General features: G+C 58.4%; 15 protein-coding genes. All 15 read right to left on the bottom strand.

Translation table 11 applies throughout. From position 1 onward, the window contains the following. Window positions 1-79: 79 nt before the first annotated feature. Window positions 80-2185: a serine/threonine-protein kinase gene (locus ACPQ6D_RS01275; RefSeq protein ID WP_423222470.1), complete on the bottom strand. Its 2106-nt coding sequence runs from the start codon at window positions 2183-2185 to the stop codon at window positions 80-82. A gap of 177 nt (window positions 2186-2362) precedes the next feature. After that, a complete protein-coding gene (locus ACPQ6D_RS01270; protein ID WP_423222469.1) occupies window positions 2363-4672 on the bottom strand; it encodes a PPC domain-containing protein in 2310 nt (769 codons plus the stop codon). A gap of 44 nt (window positions 4673-4716) precedes the next feature. Then, entirely contained in the window at window positions 4717-6558 is a 1842-nt protein-coding gene (locus ACPQ6D_RS01265) for a serine/threonine-protein kinase (RefSeq protein ID WP_423222468.1), read from the bottom strand. 95 nt (window positions 6559-6653) lie between these two features. Further along, window positions 6654-6902, bottom strand: coding sequence for a four helix bundle protein (locus tag ACPQ6D_RS01260; protein WP_423222467.1), 249 nt, complete (start codon window positions 6900-6902; stop codon window positions 6654-6656). 296 nt (window positions 6903-7198) lie between these two features. Next, on the bottom strand, window positions 7199-7936 hold the full coding sequence (locus tag ACPQ6D_RS01255; protein ID WP_423222466.1) for an FHA domain-containing protein: 738 nt from the start codon (window positions 7934-7936) through the stop codon (window positions 7199-7201). Window positions 7937-7968: 32 nt separating this feature from the next. Then, window positions 7969-8532: a hypothetical protein gene (locus tag ACPQ6D_RS01250; protein ID WP_423222465.1), complete on the bottom strand. Its 564-nt coding sequence runs from the start codon at window positions 8530-8532 to the stop codon at window positions 7969-7971. Between the two features lie 24 nt (window positions 8533-8556). Continuing rightward, entirely contained in the window at window positions 8557-9426 is an 870-nt protein-coding gene (locus ACPQ6D_RS01245; protein WP_423222464.1) for a hypothetical protein, read from the bottom strand. A 46-nt stretch (window positions 9427-9472) separates the two neighbouring features. Further along, on the bottom strand, window positions 9473-10330 hold the full coding sequence (locus ACPQ6D_RS01240) for an FHA domain-containing protein (protein ID WP_423222463.1): 858 nt from the start codon (window positions 10328-10330) through the stop codon (window positions 9473-9475). Between the two features lie 23 nt (window positions 10331-10353). Continuing rightward, complete coding sequence (locus ACPQ6D_RS01235) at window positions 10354-11694, bottom strand: B12-binding domain-containing radical SAM protein (RefSeq protein ID WP_423222462.1); 1341 nt, start codon at window positions 11692-11694, stop codon at window positions 10354-10356. An 8-nt stretch (window positions 11695-11702) separates the two neighbouring features. Then, window positions 11703-12194, bottom strand: a complete 492-nt coding sequence (locus tag ACPQ6D_RS01230; RefSeq protein ID WP_423222756.1) for an FHA domain-containing protein — start codon at window positions 12192-12194, stop codon at window positions 11703-11705. A gap of 185 nt (window positions 12195-12379) precedes the next feature. Continuing rightward, window positions 12380-13252: a PP2C family protein-serine/threonine phosphatase gene (locus ACPQ6D_RS01225; protein ID WP_423222461.1), complete on the bottom strand. Its 873-nt coding sequence runs from the start codon at window positions 13250-13252 to the stop codon at window positions 12380-12382. 18 nt (window positions 13253-13270) lie between these two features. Then, complete coding sequence (locus ACPQ6D_RS01220; protein WP_423222460.1) at window positions 13271-16522, bottom strand: FHA domain-containing protein; 3252 nt, start codon at window positions 16520-16522, stop codon at window positions 13271-13273. A 22-nt stretch (window positions 16523-16544) separates the two neighbouring features. Further along, window positions 16545-18335, bottom strand: a complete 1791-nt coding sequence (locus ACPQ6D_RS01215) for a Kelch repeat-containing protein (protein WP_423222459.1) — start codon at window positions 18333-18335, stop codon at window positions 16545-16547. Window positions 18336-18563: 228 nt separating this feature from the next. Then, window positions 18564-20540 (bottom strand): serine/threonine-protein kinase, encoded by a 1977-nt coding sequence (locus ACPQ6D_RS01210; RefSeq protein WP_423222458.1) that lies wholly within the window; start codon window positions 20538-20540, stop codon window positions 18564-18566. Next, entirely contained in the window at window positions 20537-21607 is a 1071-nt protein-coding gene (locus ACPQ6D_RS01205) for a serine/threonine-protein kinase (protein WP_423222457.1), read from the bottom strand. The genes ACPQ6D_RS01210 and ACPQ6D_RS01205 overlap by 4 nt, the downstream gene beginning before the upstream one ends. Between the last annotated feature and the right edge of the window lie 3 nt (window positions 21608-21610).

The raw sequence follows: 21610 nt of genomic DNA, 5'->3' as shown, positions 1-21610 counted from the left end.
CAACCGCAGGAGTGGCGTTACGCTGATCGCCAAGAGGATAACCGGCACTCGCATCAATACGGCAAATCGTAGTTATCGTTTAGCGCGACGAGCGAATAACCTCGATAAGCACAACGATACTCCCAGTATTGTCCCTCGTATCAGTATCGTTGATGCGAAGAAACAAGCGCCCATTGGAACTGGCTGCCACGCGAGCCTCTGATCCAATGGCAAAGGGCGGGCCGTGCTCGATTCGACCAATGAGGCCAGTCCAAGATACAGTTGGCATGATACCTTCGCTGTGTCCGCTAGATGGAGGGGGTCCAAGGGAATTCGACCAACTCGACCATGCGCCGGAGAGGTAGCGAATCCTGAGAGTGTCCCCAGCCTGCACGGAGATGCCGCTATCTTGCCAATCTTGATTTGCCCACACGGTTGCGCGAGGGATTCTTGCCAGGGCGGTTGCGGTTGCGGCTCGTATGGTCCTGGTTGCTCGGGCAACCGCAGTTGCTGCTGCGGTCCTGGTATTTTGGGCTGCCGCGGTTGCCTTCATGGCAGCAACCGCAGTTTCTGCCGTTGAGGTATTTTGGGCTGCCACATTCGCCTTAATGGCAGCAACTTCCGTGGACACATCGCGAACTTCGGCTGTTCTGGTGGCTCTGGCCGATGCGGCTGTGACAGTCGCGGCAACTTCTGTGGCCACAGCACGGGTCGCAGCTGTTCGAGTGGCGTGGATGAATGACAAGGCGGCTTTTGCCGTCGCGGTTGACTCGGCATCGGCGGTGCTCGTGGCAGCTTGCGCTGTCGCAGTGCGGGCAGCCTGGTCTCTGGTTTGGTGGGCAGACACTCGCTCAACGGTTCGGCCAGTCGAAACTGTTGGGGTTGGCGCTAATGCAAGGGTCGCTCGATCCGCGCGTCCTCCCTGGATCACCATCAAGATCATCACAACGAACAATGCCCAAACCGGAATCCATACCAAATGATCGCCTTTTGACCGATCAGGCGCTAAAACAAGCGGCCTTTCCTTCATCATCGCGCTGGTCATCTCAACCGTTTCGCGGCCTGGCTCAGGCACAGACAACAGGCTCGTACCAACCGCTTGCGGCAAGACGACAGCATTGGCATCGCCGGATGTTGCTGCCAATTCAGTTTTGATCGTCTGCTCCATCTGGGGTGCTGCTCGGTGCTCCTCCACTGCCGCCTGCAACTGCTGGGCAATCGGATTGTCAACCATTGGCGCCCGGATCTGATCAGGTTGTCTTGAAATGATAACCGTGTTCTCGGGCGGCGAGGGAATTGCAGGAGGACCCGGAGGTTTCAACACCACCGTTACGGCGTCGCTAGCAGGCATCTCCGATCGCAACGGTGGCTTGGAGGATCTGGATTGTTCTGGTTGAACCTCGGGCGTAGGCGAACGTGGATTCTTTGACAGCCCCACCCGCGGGGCTTTAGTAGCGTCCTTCACCGGTTTAGGAAGGACGGTGCCCTTCAACCCGGGCGGCATCTTGCCGCGGGCGGCCAGATCGAAGTCGGTCGAAAGCTCGGCGCCAAGCTGGTAGCGGTCATCTGGGTTCTTGGCCAATGCCTTCAACACGACCGCTTCTACGGGCTTGGGTAAGTCCGAACGCAAGATGCGGAGAGGTGGTGGTGGATCGTACACCTGAGCGTGAGCGGTGGCAAGGGATGTGGAACGAACAAAAGGCGTCTGGGCCACCAGCATCCGGTAGATGACCACGCCCAGGGAGTAGAGGTCCGTGCGGCCATCCACCGCATCGCCCAGGGCTTGCTCGGGTGCCATGTACTCCGGCGTGCCCACCACCACGCCGCTGCGCGTTAGCTGGCTGCCCTCAACGGCGCGCACCAGGCCGAAATCCATCAGCGTCACATGACCATCTGGACCGAACATGATATTCGACGGCTTGATGTCGCGATGGACGATACCGGCATGGTGTGCGTAATCCAATGCATCGGCAACCTGACGCACAACCTGGGCCGTCATGGGGAGCGCCATCGAGCCGTGGTTAAGCAGCCATTGTTCGAGGGTCTGGCCGTCGAGGTACTGCATAACGATATAGTGCCATGGCCCTTGTTGGCCAACATCATGGATGGTCACGATTGCGGAATGGTGCAACCCAGCAGCCGTGATTGCCTCCTGGCGAAAACGGTCTACAAACTGCCTGTCGTAGGTGTATTCCAGCGGCAGCACCTTCACCGCCAGCCCGGTGCAGCATCACATCATAGCCGCGATAGACAATACCCATGCCGCCGCGGCCGATTTCAGCCTGGATTTCGTATTTAGCGCCGAGCATTGTGCCAACTAGTGTGTCCACCGCACGTTTTCCAATCCTGCGACCTGAGGGTTCATGAAAAGCGGTTGTTGGGTCTAATCAAAAACGGCTTTCAATGCATAGGTGTCGCTGTTGCTGAAGCCGCTGGTTTGCTTGACCCTGACATAGTAAGTGCCAGCTGGCAAGACCGTTGTCTGGATCGTTTCGTCGGGGTTGCCGGCGTCGGAACGGTAGATCTCAGTCCGGTTCGTATTGTACAGGAACAAGTCAAAGTTCGTGTTGAGCGGCAGGCTGGTCAGCTCAATACGGATAGTGTGCGGGGCCAGCATCTGCAGTGCATAGTAGTCGTTTTGATCCTGTGCGGATTCGATGAAGGCAAAGTGCGCCACCTTGGAGGTGAGCCAGCAAGAGCCGGCCTGATCGAAGGAATCATTCGGCTCGCACGGGCCTTGGGCCGTAACGCGCAACACATAGGGATCATTGTAATTTGGCGGCGCCGCCGGGCGCACCACGCGCACGGCGTAGTGATTTGCCTGGCCGGGCGCTTCAACCTCGAAGGTCTCAGTCTGATTCAATGGCGTCGTGGCCTCGCCCAATCTGCTGCTGCTGGACGCATAGAGCGCAGTCTGATAGCCTGATCCAGATGGGATATTGCGCAGCGTCATCACCAGAGTGCGAGGCTGCTCCAGGCTGAAGCGGTAATAGTCGCGCAAATCGGCTGTGCACTTGAAGTAGCCGTTGAAATCCTGGTTAAGTGGGAACGGTCCCCAGGCCGCGTCATATGAATCGTTCGGCTCATAGGGGTCGCCAGGGCAGGGCGGCGTGGGTGTAGGTGTGGGCGACCAAGTCGGCGTGGGCGTGTACGTAGGTGTCCACGTGGCGGTAGGCGTCCACGTGGACGTCGGCTGCATCATGATCGCTGGTAGCAAAACACGACCACCAGAGGGTCTGGAAGTCGGAGTTGGAGTGGAAGTTAGTATAGGCGTTGGTGTCCAGGTAGGCGTTGGTGTGTACGTTGGAGTCCACGTGGGAGTCCAGGTAGCCGTTGGCGTGTATGTTGGAGTCCACGTGGGAGTCCAGGTTGCCGTTGGCGTGTATGTTGGAGTCCAGGTAGGCGTTGGCGTCCTGGTGGGCGTTATGGTGGGTGTGTTGGTGGGCGTCGGTCCGCACGCCCTTGCGTAGGTCGGCACAAAAGATGGGTTGCTCGTCAATAACACGGCATCCAGGCGCGTGTTCGCCTCACGCGTCCGGAAATGGAAAACATGGGAGCCGGCTGTTAGGCGATAGCGCACTGGTGGGTAATTCTCCTCTTGCACCGGTTCCCAGCCCCACGTCCATTGCCCGCCAAACTGCGGCACCTCGAGATGAATCTCCGTGAATCCATCAAGCGACACAAGGAAGGAGTTCTGGTTCCAGTCCAATCCCATCGCGCGCGCCCACAGATAGTAATCACCCGTGGAAGCAAGTGTAAACGGGAGCGATACCATCCCATTGGAAAATGAAGTCGGATCGTATGCATAATAGCATCCCGACGCGCCATTGCTCTGTGCGATAGACATCGGTGGGTTGATCACATTATCTTCCGCTTCTTTGACCCAGACCACATCGGCAGCGTATGGCGTGGGCGTTGCCGAGGGCGCGGGATCTTGCGAGGTGGAAATCAAGAAACTAGCATCATCCACTAACATCGCGCTGACAAAGATAGAATCGGTGCGTACGCGGAAGCGCACACGTACGTACCTACCGCGAATGGCATCCAAATCGGCGTTGGTCAAGGAGTATTGATAATAGCGCCATGAGCGCGTCGGAGGATAGGCATCAACATACGCCACTTCAACCAGTTGATGTCCGGTGCTGGGGTCGCTGATAGTCATGGTGATGTAATCATACAAAGGATCGGTCTCAACCGAATCAGAATAGTACCAAAAGCTCAGCCTGCCGCCCGCAATATCGCTGGGGATAGTCACATTCTGAAACAGCTGATCATCGGCGAGAGTGTAGCCGCCTAACCAGGCGAGCCAAAATCCTCCGTGCGCCGGCGGTAGTCCATATTGGGTATAGTTCACGACGATAGGAAATTGAAGTGGAGAGGTCTCAGACCAGCCTACTCGGCCCGCTTCGAAGTTACCATTGACCAGCAACTCAGTACTAAGCACACTTGCGGGCGCCGCTCCCGTTGATGGCATGCCTTGCGGCGCCGGGGGTAAGCGGTCGGGCTTACGCGCCATGACTTGAGACGGTTCAGGCGTGTCCAATGCCTCGATGGCTTTGACTGGTACGGCGCCGGGGGTCTCCAGGTCGCCATTGCCAGGCGAGTCATTCAGCGCAGAAACAGGCGTGAAAGCCAGTATGCCGGTAACCACAAATAGTACGATCAATAGAATACATACAGATCGGCTCTTCATTGCTATTTTCTCCATGTATCATGGCTAACTTCCAACTGGATACCTCACGGGACCGACGTATTGGTCGGCGGCGGAGTGTCGGTAGGGTCCGGAATCGGCGTATTGGTTGGAGGCGCCGGTGTGTCTGTCGGCGGCGCCGGTGTGTCTGTCGGCGGGGCCGGCGTGTCCGTTGGCGGCCTGGGCGTGTCTGTCGGCGGCGCAGGTGTGTTCGTCGGCGGTGCAGGCGTGTTCGTAGGCAGCGCAGGTGTGTTCGTAGGCGGCGCAGGCGTCCGTGTGGGCGTCACAGTAATACGAGTCGTCGTCGGCGTCGCGCTGGGCGTAGGCGTAAGGATCGGCGTCGCGGTGGGTGTGATGGTGGCCGTAGCGGCGCCAGTGGGCGTCGCCGAGGGCGTGCGTGTCATCGTTGCGGTTGGGATGCCCGTCAGCGTTGGGACGGGCGTCGGCGTGGGCGTGGCCGTCAGCAGCGGCAAGGGGGATGGGGTGTCAACCGGCGCGGCGGCGGTCGGCGTGGGGACGGACGTCGCCGTCTCAATGATCACAGGCGCGGTCGTTGGCGTCTGGTTCGTCACGGCTGAACGCGGCCGCACCAGCGCCAGGCCCCCAACGCCCAAAATAAGGATGCCGGCCACCGCGCCCAGGATGGGCAGCAAGGGCAAGCCGCGGCGCGGCGCCGGCGTCGCTCTCGAGGCGACGGTCGCGCCTGGCGTCAGCATGGCGGCCGGGCGCGTCTCCCCAGAAACCGGCGCCGGTCTCGTGACTTGCGTGGCGTCCCGGCTGACAAGCGGCGGTGACGTTTGCCCGAGTGCTTGCGTGGCTGCCTGATCGCCTGGCGCAGGTGCATCGTTCGTCGTGATTGGCGCCGACCTCGGAGACGTCTGCGCCAAGACAGGCGGCGCGTCTGGCTGGCTGCTGCGGGTCGAGGCGCCGGGCGCGGGCGACTTGCCTGCGCCCGGTCGAGGGCTTTGAGCGCCCGGCTGAGACTTGGACGACACAGGCGCCACGCCCGGCTGGGACTTGGACGACGCGGGTAGAACTGTGGCTCTGAGCCCCGACGGCATTTTGCCGCTGGCGGCGAGATCGAAGTCAGCCACCAGCCGTGCGCCATCCTGATACCGGTCATCGGGCCGTTTGGCCAATGCCTTGAGCACCACGGCTTCCACGGATTTAGGCATCTCTGGACGCAAGATGCGCAGGGGGGGCGGCGGCTCATTGACATGGGCATAGACCGTGGCCATGGAATTGGAGCGGACAAAGGGCACCTGCCCGGTCAGCATGCGGTAGATGACCACCCCGAGCGAGTAGATGTCAGTGCGTCCATCCACGGGACTGCCCAGGGCTTGTTCAGGAGCCATGTACTCTGGCGTGCCCACGACCATGCCGCTGCGGGTGAGCTTGCTGCCCTCCCCGGCGCGCACCAGGCCAAAGTCCATCAGCGTGGCGCGACCGTCTGGCCCGATCATGATGTTGGAGGGCTTGATGTCGCGGTGCACGATGCCGGCGCCATGAGCATAATCGAGCGCGTCGGCGATCTGGCGCACGACCTGGGCCGTCATGGGAATCGGCATCGGCCCGCGGTTGGCCAGCCATTGATCGAGCGTCACGCCATTCAGATACTGCATGACGATGTAATACCACGACCCTTGCTGGCCGACATCATGGATGGTAACAATGCCGGTATGATGCAGCCCCGCGGCCGTGACCGCCTCCTGGCGGAAACGGTCTACGAATTGCTGGTCATAGGTGTATTCCAGGGGCAGCACCTTGATCGCTACGGCCCGGCGCAGCATCACATCATACCCACGGTAAACAACGCCCATCCCGCCGCGGCCGATTTCGGCCTGGATTTCGTATTTACCGCCCAGGGTGGTACCGAGCAACGTGTCCATGTGTGTTTTCCAATGCTGAATAATGAATGCTAAATGATGAATGTCATTCAGTGAGAATGTTGAATTCGAAATGCTGAAAGCTGAATAGAGACCCTTCAGGCAACGCTGTCATGAGGGACATTGGCAGGCGCAGGTTTTGATCTACTCGATTGTGAACCTGCCCTTTTCACCCGCAATCGTTCTTTGGCTGTCTTGGCAGAAGAGGCAAAAATTGCCATCAGTTCATCGGCTTCTGTGAGCAATTCAGCGAGTCGGCTTTCAGACACAATCTCGGCATCAACCAGGAGTTCGCTCCAATAAATGGTTTCTTCCAACTCCTGCATCCCGCCTTCGAGTTTGCTCACGAACTCGGCCTATGATCGGCCGCGAATGGCTTCCCGGTAGTGCGCACCCACTGAAGGTCCGCTTCTCAACAGTTGCCCGCCGATCGTGCCGCGCCACAGGCGTATTTGGCAGCGAGGTGAAGAAGCGAATAGCGCGCAGCGCAAACGCCTTCGTCCGCTTACGCAAATCGTACTTGTCCCCCTGAAACATAACCCCGCACCTCGTTCAGCATTCCTCATTCAGTGTTCTTATCGCGACCTGAGATATCGCAGCACGCCCCATTTAGCCTTCAGCATTCCTCATTCAGCATTTCCTCCTACGTCAACTGTTTGAACACAAACTCCACATCTCCGAAACGCACGACATCGCCGTCGGTCAGCGTGCGGGGTTGTTCAACCTTCTGACCGTTGATGAAGGTGCCGTTGGCGCTAGCCAGGTCGAAAAGCTCGAACCTGTCATCCTGCAGGCGGATGCGTGCATGCTGACGCGAGACCGTGGTATCAGCAATCGCGATGGCATTGGTCTGGGCTCGACCGATGTCAGTTTCGGCGCGCAAGTCATGGCGCTTGGACGCGTCTCGACGATCAATGAGGATCGCGACATGTTTGGGCTTGGGAGAGCGATCCAGAACGACCGTGCCGCCAGCCGGTGCATGACCACCGGCGCTTGGCGGCTGCGGCATACTACCAAATGCGGGCGACGGGGCGTAGCCCGGCGTAGCGCCAGGAAGCGCGGTGGGCGCAGAAGTGGCCGGCGAAGCCGGGATCACACCTGGGCTCACAGTCGGTGCACCCGTGGCGGCACGACCAGCGCCCACAGTGGGCATACCACCGAAGCCGCCGCTATTGACGGATGCCAATGCTGGCGAGGAAGGCTGCCATTCACCGCCGCCGTTTTCAACGCCAACGTTGATGGTTGTCTCGCCCGCCGCATTGCGTCGGCGCAGCCAAAGGACTAACAGAACCAACAACGCGATGAGGAGCAAAACGGCGACTCCAATTAGCACGGCTGGCAGGGGATTGTCCTGGATGAGTGTTCTCAAATTGTCAATCATATTGCCTCCTCTACTTGCGCAACGAATAGGGCCTACTTTGGCCCAATGTCCCACACTTGAACACGAATGTCCTTGCCCAGAGACGTCGTCACGGACACACCGAGTGTCCAGGTGCGTGATTCTGGGGATGGGGGTTGAATTTCCTGCTCCCAACGCGTCGTTCCCTTGATCTCAGCCACGACATCAATGGCGATCTTGGGATCAATACTGCCACGCGTATAGGAGCCGCTGAATGGGAGACTACCGGCTTGCGACGTAATCTCCAGAACGTAGCGACGGTCTCCCCTCAACTGGATGATAGGGAGAATGGCAATACCGGTCTTGTTCTCCGTAGAACCATTCGGGACAGGCACTCTTTCCGCCGAAGGTGACAAGCCTACGATTTGAGTCACTGTCGGCGTAATCGCAACCGTAGCATCCAATCGAGGTTGTGATTCGAGTGAAGGCGTCCCCGTACTGCCAGGCAACACGACCGCTTGGGGTTTCTGATCCTTCTGCAGCTGATTCGCAATGAGGATTCCAGTTACTGCGCCGAGAAGGATGATCGCAGCCACAACGATGACGGCTATGGCGCGTGTATTCGAGCCTAACATCATTACACCTCCTAGTCAATGTGCGTCTCAGAACCCATCTTGGAGGGCACGTAACTCGTTGACGAACTGCCCCAGTAATCCACGAAAGGGACTCGCCTCGGTGCACAGGTCAATCGGAATGTCTTGCCGAAACGGAATAGTGGTGTCAACTGGGATGACAATGGAATCGGGTATCGGCACTTTAGTGTCTACGGGTACGATCGTGTTGATCGGAACGTTGATCACCGGACCACCAGGAAAAGTCTCCACACGCAAGGTGGTGCGAAACGGGATGTTACCCTTGAAGGGGATTACCAAACCCTGCGGTATGGGGATATCGCCCTGAAAGCGAATAGTTTGTGAAATTGGGAAGGTCAAGACTCTGGCGTCGTGATTGCAGATCGCCTCAAGCTGCGTAGCGGCATTATCTATACTCATGTTTACCTGATTACGCGCGCGAAGCAGTTGTGTGATAACAGCGACATTCAGGATCAAAGAGATGCCAGCAATTGCCAGGGCAATAATCGGCAAGAAATGTCGGGGTTTGGACTGCGCGGCGACAGGTAGAGTGGACGGCCGCGGTGTCACCGAGAGAGGGACCGGTGTTGAGGCGCCAAGATCTTGACCAAGACGTCGCGCCTCACTGGGTTGATCAACAAGACCGGACTGCGGCTGATCGAATGGCAAAGAGAGAGAAGAGCCTGTCAATTGGGCGGTCTCGGAATCTGGTTCGTGGGCTTGCGTTGAGACCGCAGACTGAACTTCGCCGGCTCTATGCGGATTGTCCAACTGGCCGCTTCCCGCTTGCTCTGGCTGGTTGATCAGTGCAGCCGCGCCTTTCCCTGGGTTCAGCCTTGACCCTGGGCGCAGCACGGGGACTGGCTGGGTTGGTGAATCGTCGGTATAGTTTGAGGTCATACCCATTTCGTCTCCCAAATCCTATTTCACCCAGTTGAGATGATGCCTACAGAGAGAAACCCATCACGACACGTTGATTCACCATCTCGTACAAGAAGGCCTGCATGTGTTCCAGGGGTATCAACCGCTTTTGACCCGCCAAAAACACGCCCGCACATTCCTCACAGTAAAGCAGATTGTGCCATTTGGCGTTTGCCCGTTGCCAGTCGTCCATCTGCTGCCGGTGCAAGCGCACCAGGTAACTGCGCATCATCCACGGGACGACCACGAGCAAGAGAACTACCGGCGCCATGGCAATCAACACGGCCAAAAAACTGAGGAACATAGCGCCCGAATAGATGCTGTTCCCATAGCCGCCAAAGCCGCCCAAGAAAGCGCCGCCGAGTAGCAAAGGCGCAATGGTGACAATGACAAGCAAGACTCCTGTGATAGAGAAAAGCGCCGTGAAGATAGTAAACACCTTGACGAGGGTATCGCTCGGCTGTACTGGCGCAGCCAATTGAGCATCGGCCGAGGATCGCACCGAAGTTGACTGATGACAAGATGGGCAAGCACCCGGCTCGCCCCCCGCATTCGCATAGGGGATAGGTTGCCTGGTTTCCTGATTGTTCACTCTGGCGCGGGCTTGCGTCACGTAGAAGACAGTATTGCCGATTTGGATCTGATCTCCAACGTTTAGCTGAACTTCCCCGGTGACAGCTGCATTGTTGACGAAAGTCCCGTTGGTGCTGTGCTCGTCACGAATACGGATTGTATTTTGAAATGGGAAAATCGTCGAATGTAGACGAGAGGCAAGCGGCTCCTGAATCGGAATGGAATTAGAGGAAGAACGTCCAATACTGATTGGGCCATCAACAGGGTACTCACGTCCTGCAGGATCGCGGATGATAAATGATGCTGACATCGAGAATCTCCTTTCATAGGACTTCAAGTGACTGCTTGGTAGTCGGCGCTTACACGCGCCAACAGGCCCGAGCGCGTCCAGACAAGAGCAATTAGCGCAGCAAAGAAATTATGAGTGTGGCGCCAGGTTCGCCATGCCCGTTGCACGGCAACAGGCCAACAACCAATCTCATGTGTTGCGCGCCGCATGCCATCCTCGAGTTGTCGAGTTGTCATCTTGGCTGGAACAAAAAGAGCCTGTCCCAGATGATGACGCCGATAATCTTGTGGATACGAAGTAAAAATCAAACGACCTTCTGCGTGCAAGCGCGCATGGAGATCAGTCCCAGGATCTGGCACCAGGATACCAAAGTGCGCAAGATCAACAGATGCCTCCTTTACGAAGCTCACGGTCTGATCAAAGATATCGAGACCGTCACCGTCGTTGCCAAACATGAAGGTGCCAGCTACCATCATTCTGTGTGCATGAATCTGTGCAATCTTTGCTTGATACGCTGCGGGGCCGATTCGTAGATTGACACCTTTTCGCATCACACGTAAGCTCTCTTCATTGACTGATTCCAAACCAGTCATAATCGCAAAACAGCCGGCACGCTGCAGCCAGAACAGAAGCTCATCATCATCAGCGATACTCAAAGATGCCTGGACAGCAAAACGGCGCCGCAGACCCCGCTCTGCCATTCCTCTGAACAAGGCCAATGACCATTCCCGATCAGCCATGATATTGTCATCAGTGAAAAGGGTTGCCCATCCACTCTGCCAGCTCTCCAATTCGGCCCAGACATCCTCCTTTTGTCTCAAACGTAAACGACCGCTGTCAAACTTCCAAATCGAACAGAACTCACAGCGATAGTGGCATCCGCGAGAAGCCGATATGAGGTTGATCACATAACGATGTTGATACAGGTCGCGCCTGGGTACAAGATTGTGCACTAATGGCGGCCCTCCACCCTCGTAACGCGACTTGAGATGGCCCGACGTGAAGTCCTCGACTAGACGCGGCCAGGCTCCTTCCGCCTCCCCCGAAAACACGACGTCAGCATAACGGGCTGCTTCATCTGGCAACATGGTAGGATGCGGTCCCCCAAGTACCACCGGGATACCCAAATGCCTGAATTGAGATGCGAGTTCATAGGCACGCGGCGCCGTCGCCGTGATCGTGCTGATGCCGACCAGATCGGCTGCCGTGGGGTTGGGCATTGGCTCCATTACCTCATCCCATATCGTGATTTTCCATCCCGGGGGGGTCAACGCAGCGACATACGCCAGCGCGAGCGGCTCCATAGAAGCCGCGCCTGCCACGTTAGGCACTCGTCCCCCGTTTGCGTAAAGCGCCGGGTTGATCAGAAGTAGGCGTTTCATCATGAAAGACACTATGCCAATTGCCGAAACATGAACTCGGTTTCACCGAAAGCCAACACATCGCCGTCACTCAGAAAACGCGCCCCATTGACGCGTTGATTATTCACGAAGGTCCCATTCGCGCTCCCAAGATCGAACAGGCAGTATCGCTGCTGTTCCAGACGCAAACAAGCGTGGCGCCTGGACACAAGCATGTCCAACACTTGTAGTGTATTGTCGGTGGAACGCCCGATGTTGACAACAGGCCACACGTCGAATCTTCTTCCTGGATCGCGGCGGTCAATCAAAAGCGCGGCGTGTGGCACGCGTTCCACGATCGGAGGTGTGCGAGTGGGCGCAGTCACGTATGGGCGCGCAAATGGGTGGGGCGTCGGCGTGTCCTGGATCGCAGAACGCACGAACCCCGCCCGATCTGGGCTGGCCACAGTTCGGCGCGACCCAGGACCTCCACGCGATCTCGAAGCCGCCGCGATGGGGGCGGCCCTGGATGCGGGCTGCGCCATGGCCGTAGGTGATCGCAAGCCCCACACCATGATGCCGATCAGAACGATTAACAAAACGACAATGATCCCAAGTAACAGCACAAGAATAGGGTCCTCTTGCACTTGCACCATAGCGATGGGATGCGATTCAACCGCGTTGCTTATCAGGATATCTCTCGCAAACAACCAATGAGATATGAGAAGTGTCACGAATTGCCTCCTCTAAACCAGGATTCTATTTGGGTTCGCACACAAGCCAATGACGGTCCTTCAAGTTTCATGACCATCAAACTCGCATTGTCATTGCCGCCGCGTTGATTTGCAGCATCAAGCAGGTACACGACAGATTTCTCGGGATGAACCTGAGAGACAACCTGGCAGATTTCTTTGTCAGATAGATAGGCGGTTAAGCCGTCTGAGCACAACAGGACCACATCCCCTCGTTCAATGTGGCGGACGGGATAATAATCAGCGTTCGCCTGCGCGCGTTGGCCCAGTGATCGTGTGATTACATGTCGTCGGGGATGGGCACGGGCCTCTCTGGGCGACAATATGCCGCGACGGACCTGTTCTTGCACCCAGGAATGGTCTTCTGTCAACTGCTGAATGTGTCTATCGCGAATCAAATAGGCCCGGCTATCACCGACATGCGCCACATAGAGTTCATGACCACGAAGGACGACGGCCGTCGTGGTTGTACCCATCCGCGCGCGTCCGCCGAGATTAGCTCGCCTGTTTTCGACATAGATGCTCTGGCTAGCCCTGTCTAGAGCGTGTCTTAGGCTGTCAGTAATGCCGATCACTGGATCTTGGTAATAAGCCGTAACGATCCTGTCAACCGCCATTTGGCTGGCAATTTCACCTGCTGCGTGCCCGCCCATGCCATCCGCTAGAACAAATATCGCCCCTTTGTGGGCAAGTACTCGCGGATCCGTCGCAACACGCCAGCCAACCGCATCCTCTTGATGCCTTCGCACCAGGCCGACATCGGTGCCCACAGCCACATGCAGGTAGTCAAGCAGCGAAACCTGGATAAGAAACGATTCGGTTTTTCTCGACTGAACAGGTTGATTGGCCATGCCTGCTCCCACAGTGAGCTAACGAATGTCCTTACGATACTGTGACAAGAAGATCATGCCCAGCACGGCCAACATGATCGTTGTCATCGCAACCCATGCTTTCCAGGGAGGCGTGTCAAACAGCTCTGCGGGCAGCTGGTCTATTGGATTGGGAATATCGGGCACCTGCACAGTGATTTGGGCACAGTCCTTTCCTGCCTTGGCGGCTTCTTCCCGTACAGAGGCTTCTACTTGCGGGCGCACAGCGTTTGTCAACTGTTCACGCACCTGCAACCGCACCTGCGGTTCCATCTGAGCACGCACTTGCGCTTCAACCTGCGGACGCTTGTTCGCCACCTGTGTCGCGGCCCGTTGGCGGGCGCTACGAATATCTTGCTCAGTGACGAAGATGCCTCCCTGGCGTCGCGCCTCGGCCTCAGCTTTGTTCTGAGCCGATTCGGTCTGTTCACGCATGATTCGGTCCGTTTCTTTTTGGACCTCGGTCGCCAACACCTTCTGCACTTCCTCTTCGAGGCGCTCGTTGACCACCCGCTCCGTCTCGGACTGAATTCGCAACTGCATTTCCGCTTCACATGACCGGCGCGCCTGTTCAGTTTGCTGTGTCAGATCGGGCATCTGGCTTTTCATTCGTATCTCGCCTGCCTTGTCTGCCTCGGTGATGGTTGCCAGGGCAGACACCGCCCACTTGCTGGTGGCGATCTGTGACACAGCAGGCATACTCTTGACCAGGTCTGGCATCAAAACGCCGGCAAAGATAAATTGAGGAATCAAGATGACCGGAATCAGGGCGACGGCCTGCCCGTCACTACTGGAAAGAGACGAGAGTAGGAGCCCGAGCATAATTCCCGACATACTGGCCAGGGTCAACGTCGTGTAGATTCCGCCCCAAGCTCCCGTTGACATCGTGGGCCAGTCGGTTGATAACAAAGTAAATGCCAGGTACACCGCCACCTGGTAAAGGCACAGGAGAATGCCAACGAACACCTTACTCAAGATGTAAGGACCAATCTCGAGGTTGACCATACGCTCACGTCTATAGACCGAGATTTCTTTGGTGATTTCGCGCGCGGAGTTGACCGTGCCAAAGAGCAAGACGATGATCACCGCGAGAAAAATCGTCGTGAGTGCTTGCATCGGGTTGCCGTCATTGCGATCGAAGATTGCTTGGTTGTAATTAATGAAAGACATCAGCCCAATCAGGGGCGCCTGCAACAACAAAATGAGCAGGTTCTTCGGGTCCCGGCGCATCACCGCCCAGTAACGCGAACTCAAGATGCCAAACTGGCGGAAGGCAGAAACCGGTGGCCGTTTACGCGTTGCCATACTCTGGTTTACTGCCAGATTGCCCGTTTGCACATGACGTAAACCATCAATCACGTGCGTGCGGTAATAGGGAGACTGCCGGTATCGTTTGGACCATTCGGCGGCGGCAGCCAATTTCTGTTTCTCAGTCGCGGTATTTGCCAGAGCCTTATCAGGATCAAGCAAGTCATAAATGTCATCGAATTCAAAGACAGGTTTGAGGCGTCTCTGCTGTTCACTCCAAAACTGCTCAAAATAGGTTAGCGCCTCTTCCGACGTGCCAAAAAACGCCAGGTGTCCGCCCCTCGTCAGGAAAATAACCTGGTCGCACAAGCTGACGTTTTTCGTGGCGTGCGTTACCAGGATGATCGTGCGCCCCTCACGGGGGTCGCTGGTCAAATTGCGCAGCAGCTGCATCAACTCAGACTCGGTGCCTGGATCCAGGCCTGAGGTTGCCTCATCCAGGAAGAACAAACGGGGTTTGGTCAACAATTCGATGCCGATGCTGACCCGTTTGCGTTGTCCCCCGCTCAACTTGTGGATGGGTAAATCCCGCTGCTGCTCCAAATGCAGTTCGCCCAACACCTCTTGTATCCGATGATGCCGTTCCCGCACGCTGGTATCCGCCGGCATCCTCAGGCGACCAGCGTAGTCGAGCGCCTCGAAGACGGTCAGTTCGCGATGCATGATATCGTCTTGGGGCACGTAGCCAAGTTCAGCTCGAAAAGCATCGAAGTGCTGGTACAGACTCACGCCGTTGATCAAGACTTGCCCATGCGATGCGGGCCGGAATCCGTTCATGGCATCGAGCAGGGTGGATTTGCCCGCACCGGTGGTGCCGACCAGAGCCACGAACGTACACGGAGGGATGGACAACGAGATATCCTGCAAAAGGTCCTTTTGATTGTTGACACGTTTGTGGAGTCGAAGCAGGTCCAGGCGCAGGCCATAGTCCTCGTCTGTCGAATGAAGGCCGTCGGTCGCAAAGCGGAGTTTGGTCGTAGCCACTTGAATGACGTCACCGGGGTTGATGACTTTTTCCTGTTCAACCCGACGATCGTTGACAAAGGTGCCGTTGTCGCTGCGCAAATCACGAATTCGATAACGCATACCTACGCGCTCGATAACGGCATGGTAGCGGGATACGCGGCCATCACTGAGATGAATGTCATTGTCAGGCGCGCGTCCAATACGAATCGTATTCTTCCCTTCAAGCTGCAGTAGCTGTGTCCGGCTCGATGCCGGTGTGATGCGCGCGCGCCGCACCGCCATCTCTTCGCTCACAAAAGCGAGCAAACGAAACTGTAACATGACCTGGTTGCCGATGAAGAAGGTGTCGCCAGGCGTTACCAGCTTCTCCTGGATCCGTGTGTTGCCAAACGTCAAACCCTGGCTGCTCTGTAAATCGCGCAAATGCCATCCGTCAGACTGCTTGACGAGTTCCGCGTGTTGCCGGGAAATCGCAGGGTGGTTGACGACGACATCGTTCTCGCGGTTGCGACCGATCCTGGTGGGCTGATCATCGAGGACGAGATGCATCAACAGACCGCCTTGCGGCCAGATCACCAATCCTGGGCTGGCCTGGGGTCTCAAGTAGACTCGCTCAGGGGTGATTACAGCCGGCAGCGTTGCTTCCGCGGCCAGTAACTGCAAATCCAGGCATCCTGCAAGCCGGATTGTCATGCCAAACTGAACGCTGACCGGTTGCAGAGCAGGCAGACGTTGCCCACCGATAACCGATCCGTTGCGAGACTGCAGATCGCGCACCTCCGCGCTGCCGCTGTGAATGGTCATTTCCAGGTGATGTGTGGAAACGCTCGGATGCTGAACTACGATGTCGTTGTCAAGCCCACGCCCGATGCGGATGACTGGGCGAGAAAGCGGCAGTGTGTCGCTGCTTCCCCCCACCCACTTACTCTGCAAGATTGCCAGCAACGTGGGTTGAACAGTAGTCTCATGTTCAGCCATACATGTCTCTACCCTTCTTGACTCAGTTACTGTTATTGTACCACAACGGCACGCTCAGATCGCCTGCCGCAGCGTTTTCGAGACGCAAGGGGCCATACATCCTCCATGACTCGGCATGGTTCGAGTATGAGTTGCCAACGGTTGGATTCCAACCATTGCTGCCGCTGCTTGGCATCAGCGTAAAGACATTACCCGCGTAGACTCCGCTGACAGGGTTGCTGTAGCGAATCTGGCGATTCGAGATCACCGTGCCGCCCGGCCCGGCCGTCGCCGCATAGAACTGATATGGTTGTTGAATAGGCTCCAACCAGATATGATAGTAGGCAAAGTTGGTATCATCTACCTGCAGACTAAACTCACCGCGGGTATTGGTGAAATCATTGGCTAACCATTGCCCCAAATCCGCCGGTTGGTTCGATCCCCAGATTTGCACATGGTAATAGTTCCGAATCGGAGAGCCGCCGATTAACTCGAGGCGGCCCTGGAAAATGCGTCGGTTGAGCGTCGGTGTTGGTGTTGATGTGGGTAAGGGTATCAGCGTCGAGGTCCAGGTCGGGGTTGGCGTAGGCGTCGGGAAACGCGTGGGGGTGCGCGTCGGCGTCCGTGTACGCGTGGGCGTCGGAGTCCTAGACGGTGTCGGGGTAAATGTGCTCGTCCAGGTCGCCGTTGGCGTCCAGGTCGCCGTTGGCGTTGGTGTGCGTGTAGGGGTTGGTGTTGGCGTAAACGCGAAGCGGATGTCTGGCGCATACGCCCGCGCTCGAAACACTGGGGTGGCAGTCGGTGTTCGCGTAGGCGTGTACGTAGGCGTTGGTGTACGCGTGGGCGTAGGCGTCACCGTAGGCGTATTGGTCACGATGCGTCCCAACAAAACGCTGTTACTGGACTGGTCGCTGCTCTGAAGCCCGCCTGCCAGGTACACATAATGGCCCTGGCTGAGCACGCTGGCTGCGCGCGAACGCGGCGCCGGCAGAGGGGTGCCTGACGGCAGCGGCGCCAATCCCCCGTCAGCCGTCAAGCCATAGATGAATACCGTTTGCTGCAAGTTGCTGCCATCCGTACCGCCAACCACAAACAGCTTGGATTGATCGGCGATGGTAACTTGATCAGCGCGCCCGGCCGCCAGGATATTCTCGAGCGTACGCCAACTTCCCAGGCTCCCATCGCTTGCCACCACGGCCGAGTAGACGTGCCGAGAGACGGAGTTTGCATCTGGCCGCCCACCGATGACGTACAGACGGTCGTTGTAGGCAACAACGCTCAGCCGATACAGTGCAGTTGGCAGTGCACGCGCCGGCGTCCAATTATCTATCGTACCGTCGGCGCGGATAGATGTGCGCCAGACCGTATTTAGGACACCGGACGCCTGCTGCCCTCCCAAAACATACAGGTTCTGAGACGCGATGGCAACTGCATGATTGGTTCGTTCTTGCCCTCCGGGCAGCGATTGCAGGCTTTGCCAGGCGCTTAGCGAACCATCGCCCTGCACAACAGCCATGTAGACGCTGCGCACATAATCATTGCCAAATCCGCCGACCACGTACATGCGGTTGCCCGCCGCCGCAGCGGTATGCCCATACAGTGCCTGTGGCAGCGCAGGGGTGACCGTTTGCCAACCACCCAGGGAGCCATCCGGGTTCATATGCGCGCGCTGAACAGTGTTCAGGGCAGTACCATCGCTGTCGCGTCCCCCCAAGATGAAAAGCCAGTCGCCCACAGCAGCCGCGGCCGCGCTGTCTATTCTCGCCGGCAGCGATGTGACCTGGGTCCATCCCGATAGATTCTCATCCCAGGGGAATGGATCACGTGGTTCCACGTTGGCCGCGCTGGTGCGTGCCCATGCGAGTATGAGAAGAGAGACGAGACTAAGGAATAGAACGCGGCCGAGCAATGACGAAGTTCTGTTTACCGGGAACATGGCGGGCCTCCTCTTGTCGTGGGCCGGGTGACTCTGTTCTGCCTCTAGCAATGACTATCTCAAATGACAGCCCGTTATCCAGACGCTCAGCCGGCCGTCCATCGCGTGAACTCAAGATGCTATTTTTCATGGTCTCGGTGTTGGCGGCGCCCCTTCGATTTCGATCGTTTGCGGCGGAGCCTCGGGACCGAGCGCCTGATACGGCTCAATCTGCACCACGGCTACCGTCCACAAATGACGGCCGCCGCCGCCCAGCTGTACGCCGTAGGCGCCGCTCAAGTCCAGAACCGCACTGGTTGTGCGCACTGGAGATGCGGCTCCATAATGCGCAGGCTGCCCCTCCTTCCAAACCCTGATCTCAAAGCCCTGGTTGGCAGCAAGTTGGCCGTCGAAGCGCCAGACAAACTCTACGTTGCTGCCGATCTTCACCGTGGTCCCAGGCAGAGGCGAGATCAGCACGGGCGCTCGGATTGAACCATTTCTACCAGGCGTGCGCGTGGGGGTTGCCGTTTTCTGGGGAGTGCGCGTATGGGTGGGCGTTGCCGTGAATGTAGGCGTTTGCACGGCTGTCGCCGTGGGCGTAGCCGTCTTCACAGGCGTCGCCGTGAGCACCGGCGTGAACGTGAGTGTATCCGTCGCTGTGGGCGTCATGTCTGTCGCCGGAGGCGTGGCGGTGTCTGTGCGCGGCAACGGCCCGCGCGTCGGCGCCAACGTGACCGTCGCCGTGATTGTGCCAGCATCAACAACCGACGTTGAGGTCGCAGTAAGCCCTATCGCCGTCGGCGTCGGCGTTGCATGCTCAGGTGAGAGCAGCGTGAAATAACCAACTAACAGCAGGAGGAGAGCAGCCGCAGCGCCCAACAGGTAAGGCAGCAGCCGGGGGCGGCGGGCCGCCGGCCGCGCGACCGGCGCATGATCAGCCGCCGGCCGCGCCACCGTCACACGATCAGCGGCCGGCATGGCGACCGTCACACGATCAGCCGTCGGCCGCGCGACTGGCGCAGGGTCAGCCGCCGGCCGCGCGACTGTCACACGATCATCTGCCGGCCGCGCAACCGGCGCAGGGTCTTTGGATTGGTTCTCACTGGCCGCCGTGGGAGCGGCAGGAGCAGCGCCCATGATCTGCGTTGGCGCCGTGGTCTGCGCGGGGGGCGCTGCATCAGCCGGCGCCTGGCGCGGCCCGGATTCAGCCGGCTTGACCGCAGCCGCTCCCCGCGGCGGCGATGCCGGGGCAGATCCCTTGAGCACGGCCCAGGTCGGCGCTGAGGTGGAACCCTTGCCCGCGCTGGCGCGCGCCAGTTCTTGCGCAAACTGGCCCGCTTCCTGAAAACGGTCGGCGGGGTCTTTGGCCAACGCTTTGAGTACGGCAGCCTCGACAGCCTTGGGCAGATCAGGACGCAGCTGTCGCAGGGGCGGCGGCGCCTCATGCACATGCGCATAGGCTGTGGCGATGGACGAGGAGCGCACGAACGGCGCCTGGCCGCACAGCGCCCGATAAACGACCACGCCCAGCGAGTAGATGTCACTGCGGTAGTCAATCTCTTTGCCCAATGCCTGCTCTGGCGCCATGTAGTCCGGCGTACCAACGACAACGCCGCTGCGCGTCAATCCGGTGCCTTCGCCCGCGCGCACAAGGCCAAAATCCATCAGGGTGGCATGGCCCTCGGCATCCACCATGATGTTCGAGGGTTTGATGTCGCGGTGAATGATCCCCCGCCGGTGCGCATAATCGAGCGCATCGCTGATCTGTCGCACCAGGTGGCTGACGTGGGCAGGCGCCATCGGCCCCCGCTGCATCAGCCATTGATCGAGCGTCCAACCCGGCAGGAATTGCATCACAATATAGTAGATGCGATCTTGCTGGCCGACGTCGTGAATGGTGACGATATTGGCGTGATGCAGGCTCGCCGCGGTCACCGCCTCCTTGCGAAAGCGCGCAACGAACTGCTGATCGAAGGTCAGCTCGACGGGCAGGATCTTGACGGCCACGGGACGTTCGAGCATGACATCGAAAGCGCGATAAACGACCCCCATGCCGCCGCGGCCAATTTCGCTCTGAATGTCATACTTGTTTGCTAAACGTTGTCCAATCAATTCAGTCATAGGATAGCCACCCTACACGGTGAAGGTGAGATGAAAGGGTTGTTGGCGTAGTCCGGCGCAGCCAGCAAGAGGTCGAGACTCCCATGCATGAGCAGCACGCTGATCAACACAACGAGCACAAACAACAAGAGCAGCGCCACGGCCCAGATCAAAACCGGGATCAAGCTGCCCTGCGGTTTTGGCGCCGGGCCTGGCGGCGGCTTCGACGCCGGGGTGGGTTTGAGCGGTTGCGGGGACGGCGCCGCGCTGACAGCCTGTTGGAAACGGCGCGCGAACTCGCCCGCGCTTTGAAAGCGCTGCGCCGGCTGTTTGGCCAGCGCTTTGGCGATCACGGCCTCCAGGGCGGCCGGCGTGTCAGGCGAGAGCCGGTGTAGAGGCGGCAGCGCCTGGTCAATGTGCATGCGCATGGTGCTGACCGGCGTGTCGCCGCTGAAGGGCACCGCGCCGGTGATGAGCTTGTAAGCCACAATGCCCAACGCGTAGATGTCGCTGTACTTCGTGGCGCGCTGCCCCTGCGCCTGTTCAGGAGACATGTATTCCGGCGTGCCCAACACCTGGTTCTGTAGGGTGAGGCCAATGCCGTCGCCCGCGCGCACCAGGCCAAAATCCATCAGCGCGACGTGCCCGTCGCTGCGCAGCATGATATTCGCCGGCTTCACATCGCGGTGCACTAAATCATGGGCATGCGCGTGGTCGAGCGCAGACGCCACCTGCTGGATAATGGCTGCCGCTTCCAGCGGCGTACAGCGTTCACGTTCCCGCAGCCAGCGATCCAACGGTGTGCCTTCCAAAAACTCCATGACGATATAGTGCCAGCCGCCAAGCTGCCCCACGTCGAACACCTTGACGATGTTCGGATGCTGCAAGCGGGCCGCGCTCTGCGCTTCGAGGGCAAAGCGGCGCACAAAGCGCGCATCACTGGCGAGCCGAGGATCCAACACCTTGATCGCCACCGGATTTTTCAGAACCTGGTGATAGGCCAGATAAACAATGCCCATGCCCCCGGTGCCGACTTCGCGCTCGAGGATGTAGCGATCGAGTTGTTGGCCTGGCAGCAAGTAGTTCACATT

Origin of the sequence: Candidatus Amarolinea aalborgensis (genome assembly GCF_900491745.1) — a bacterium.
Lineage (GTDB): Bacteria > Chloroflexota > Anaerolineae > SSC4 > Amarolineaceae > Amarolinea > Amarolinea aalborgensis.
The sequence above is the reverse complement of the archived record's forward strand: the minus strand, read 5'-3'. Positions and strand labels throughout refer to the sequence as shown.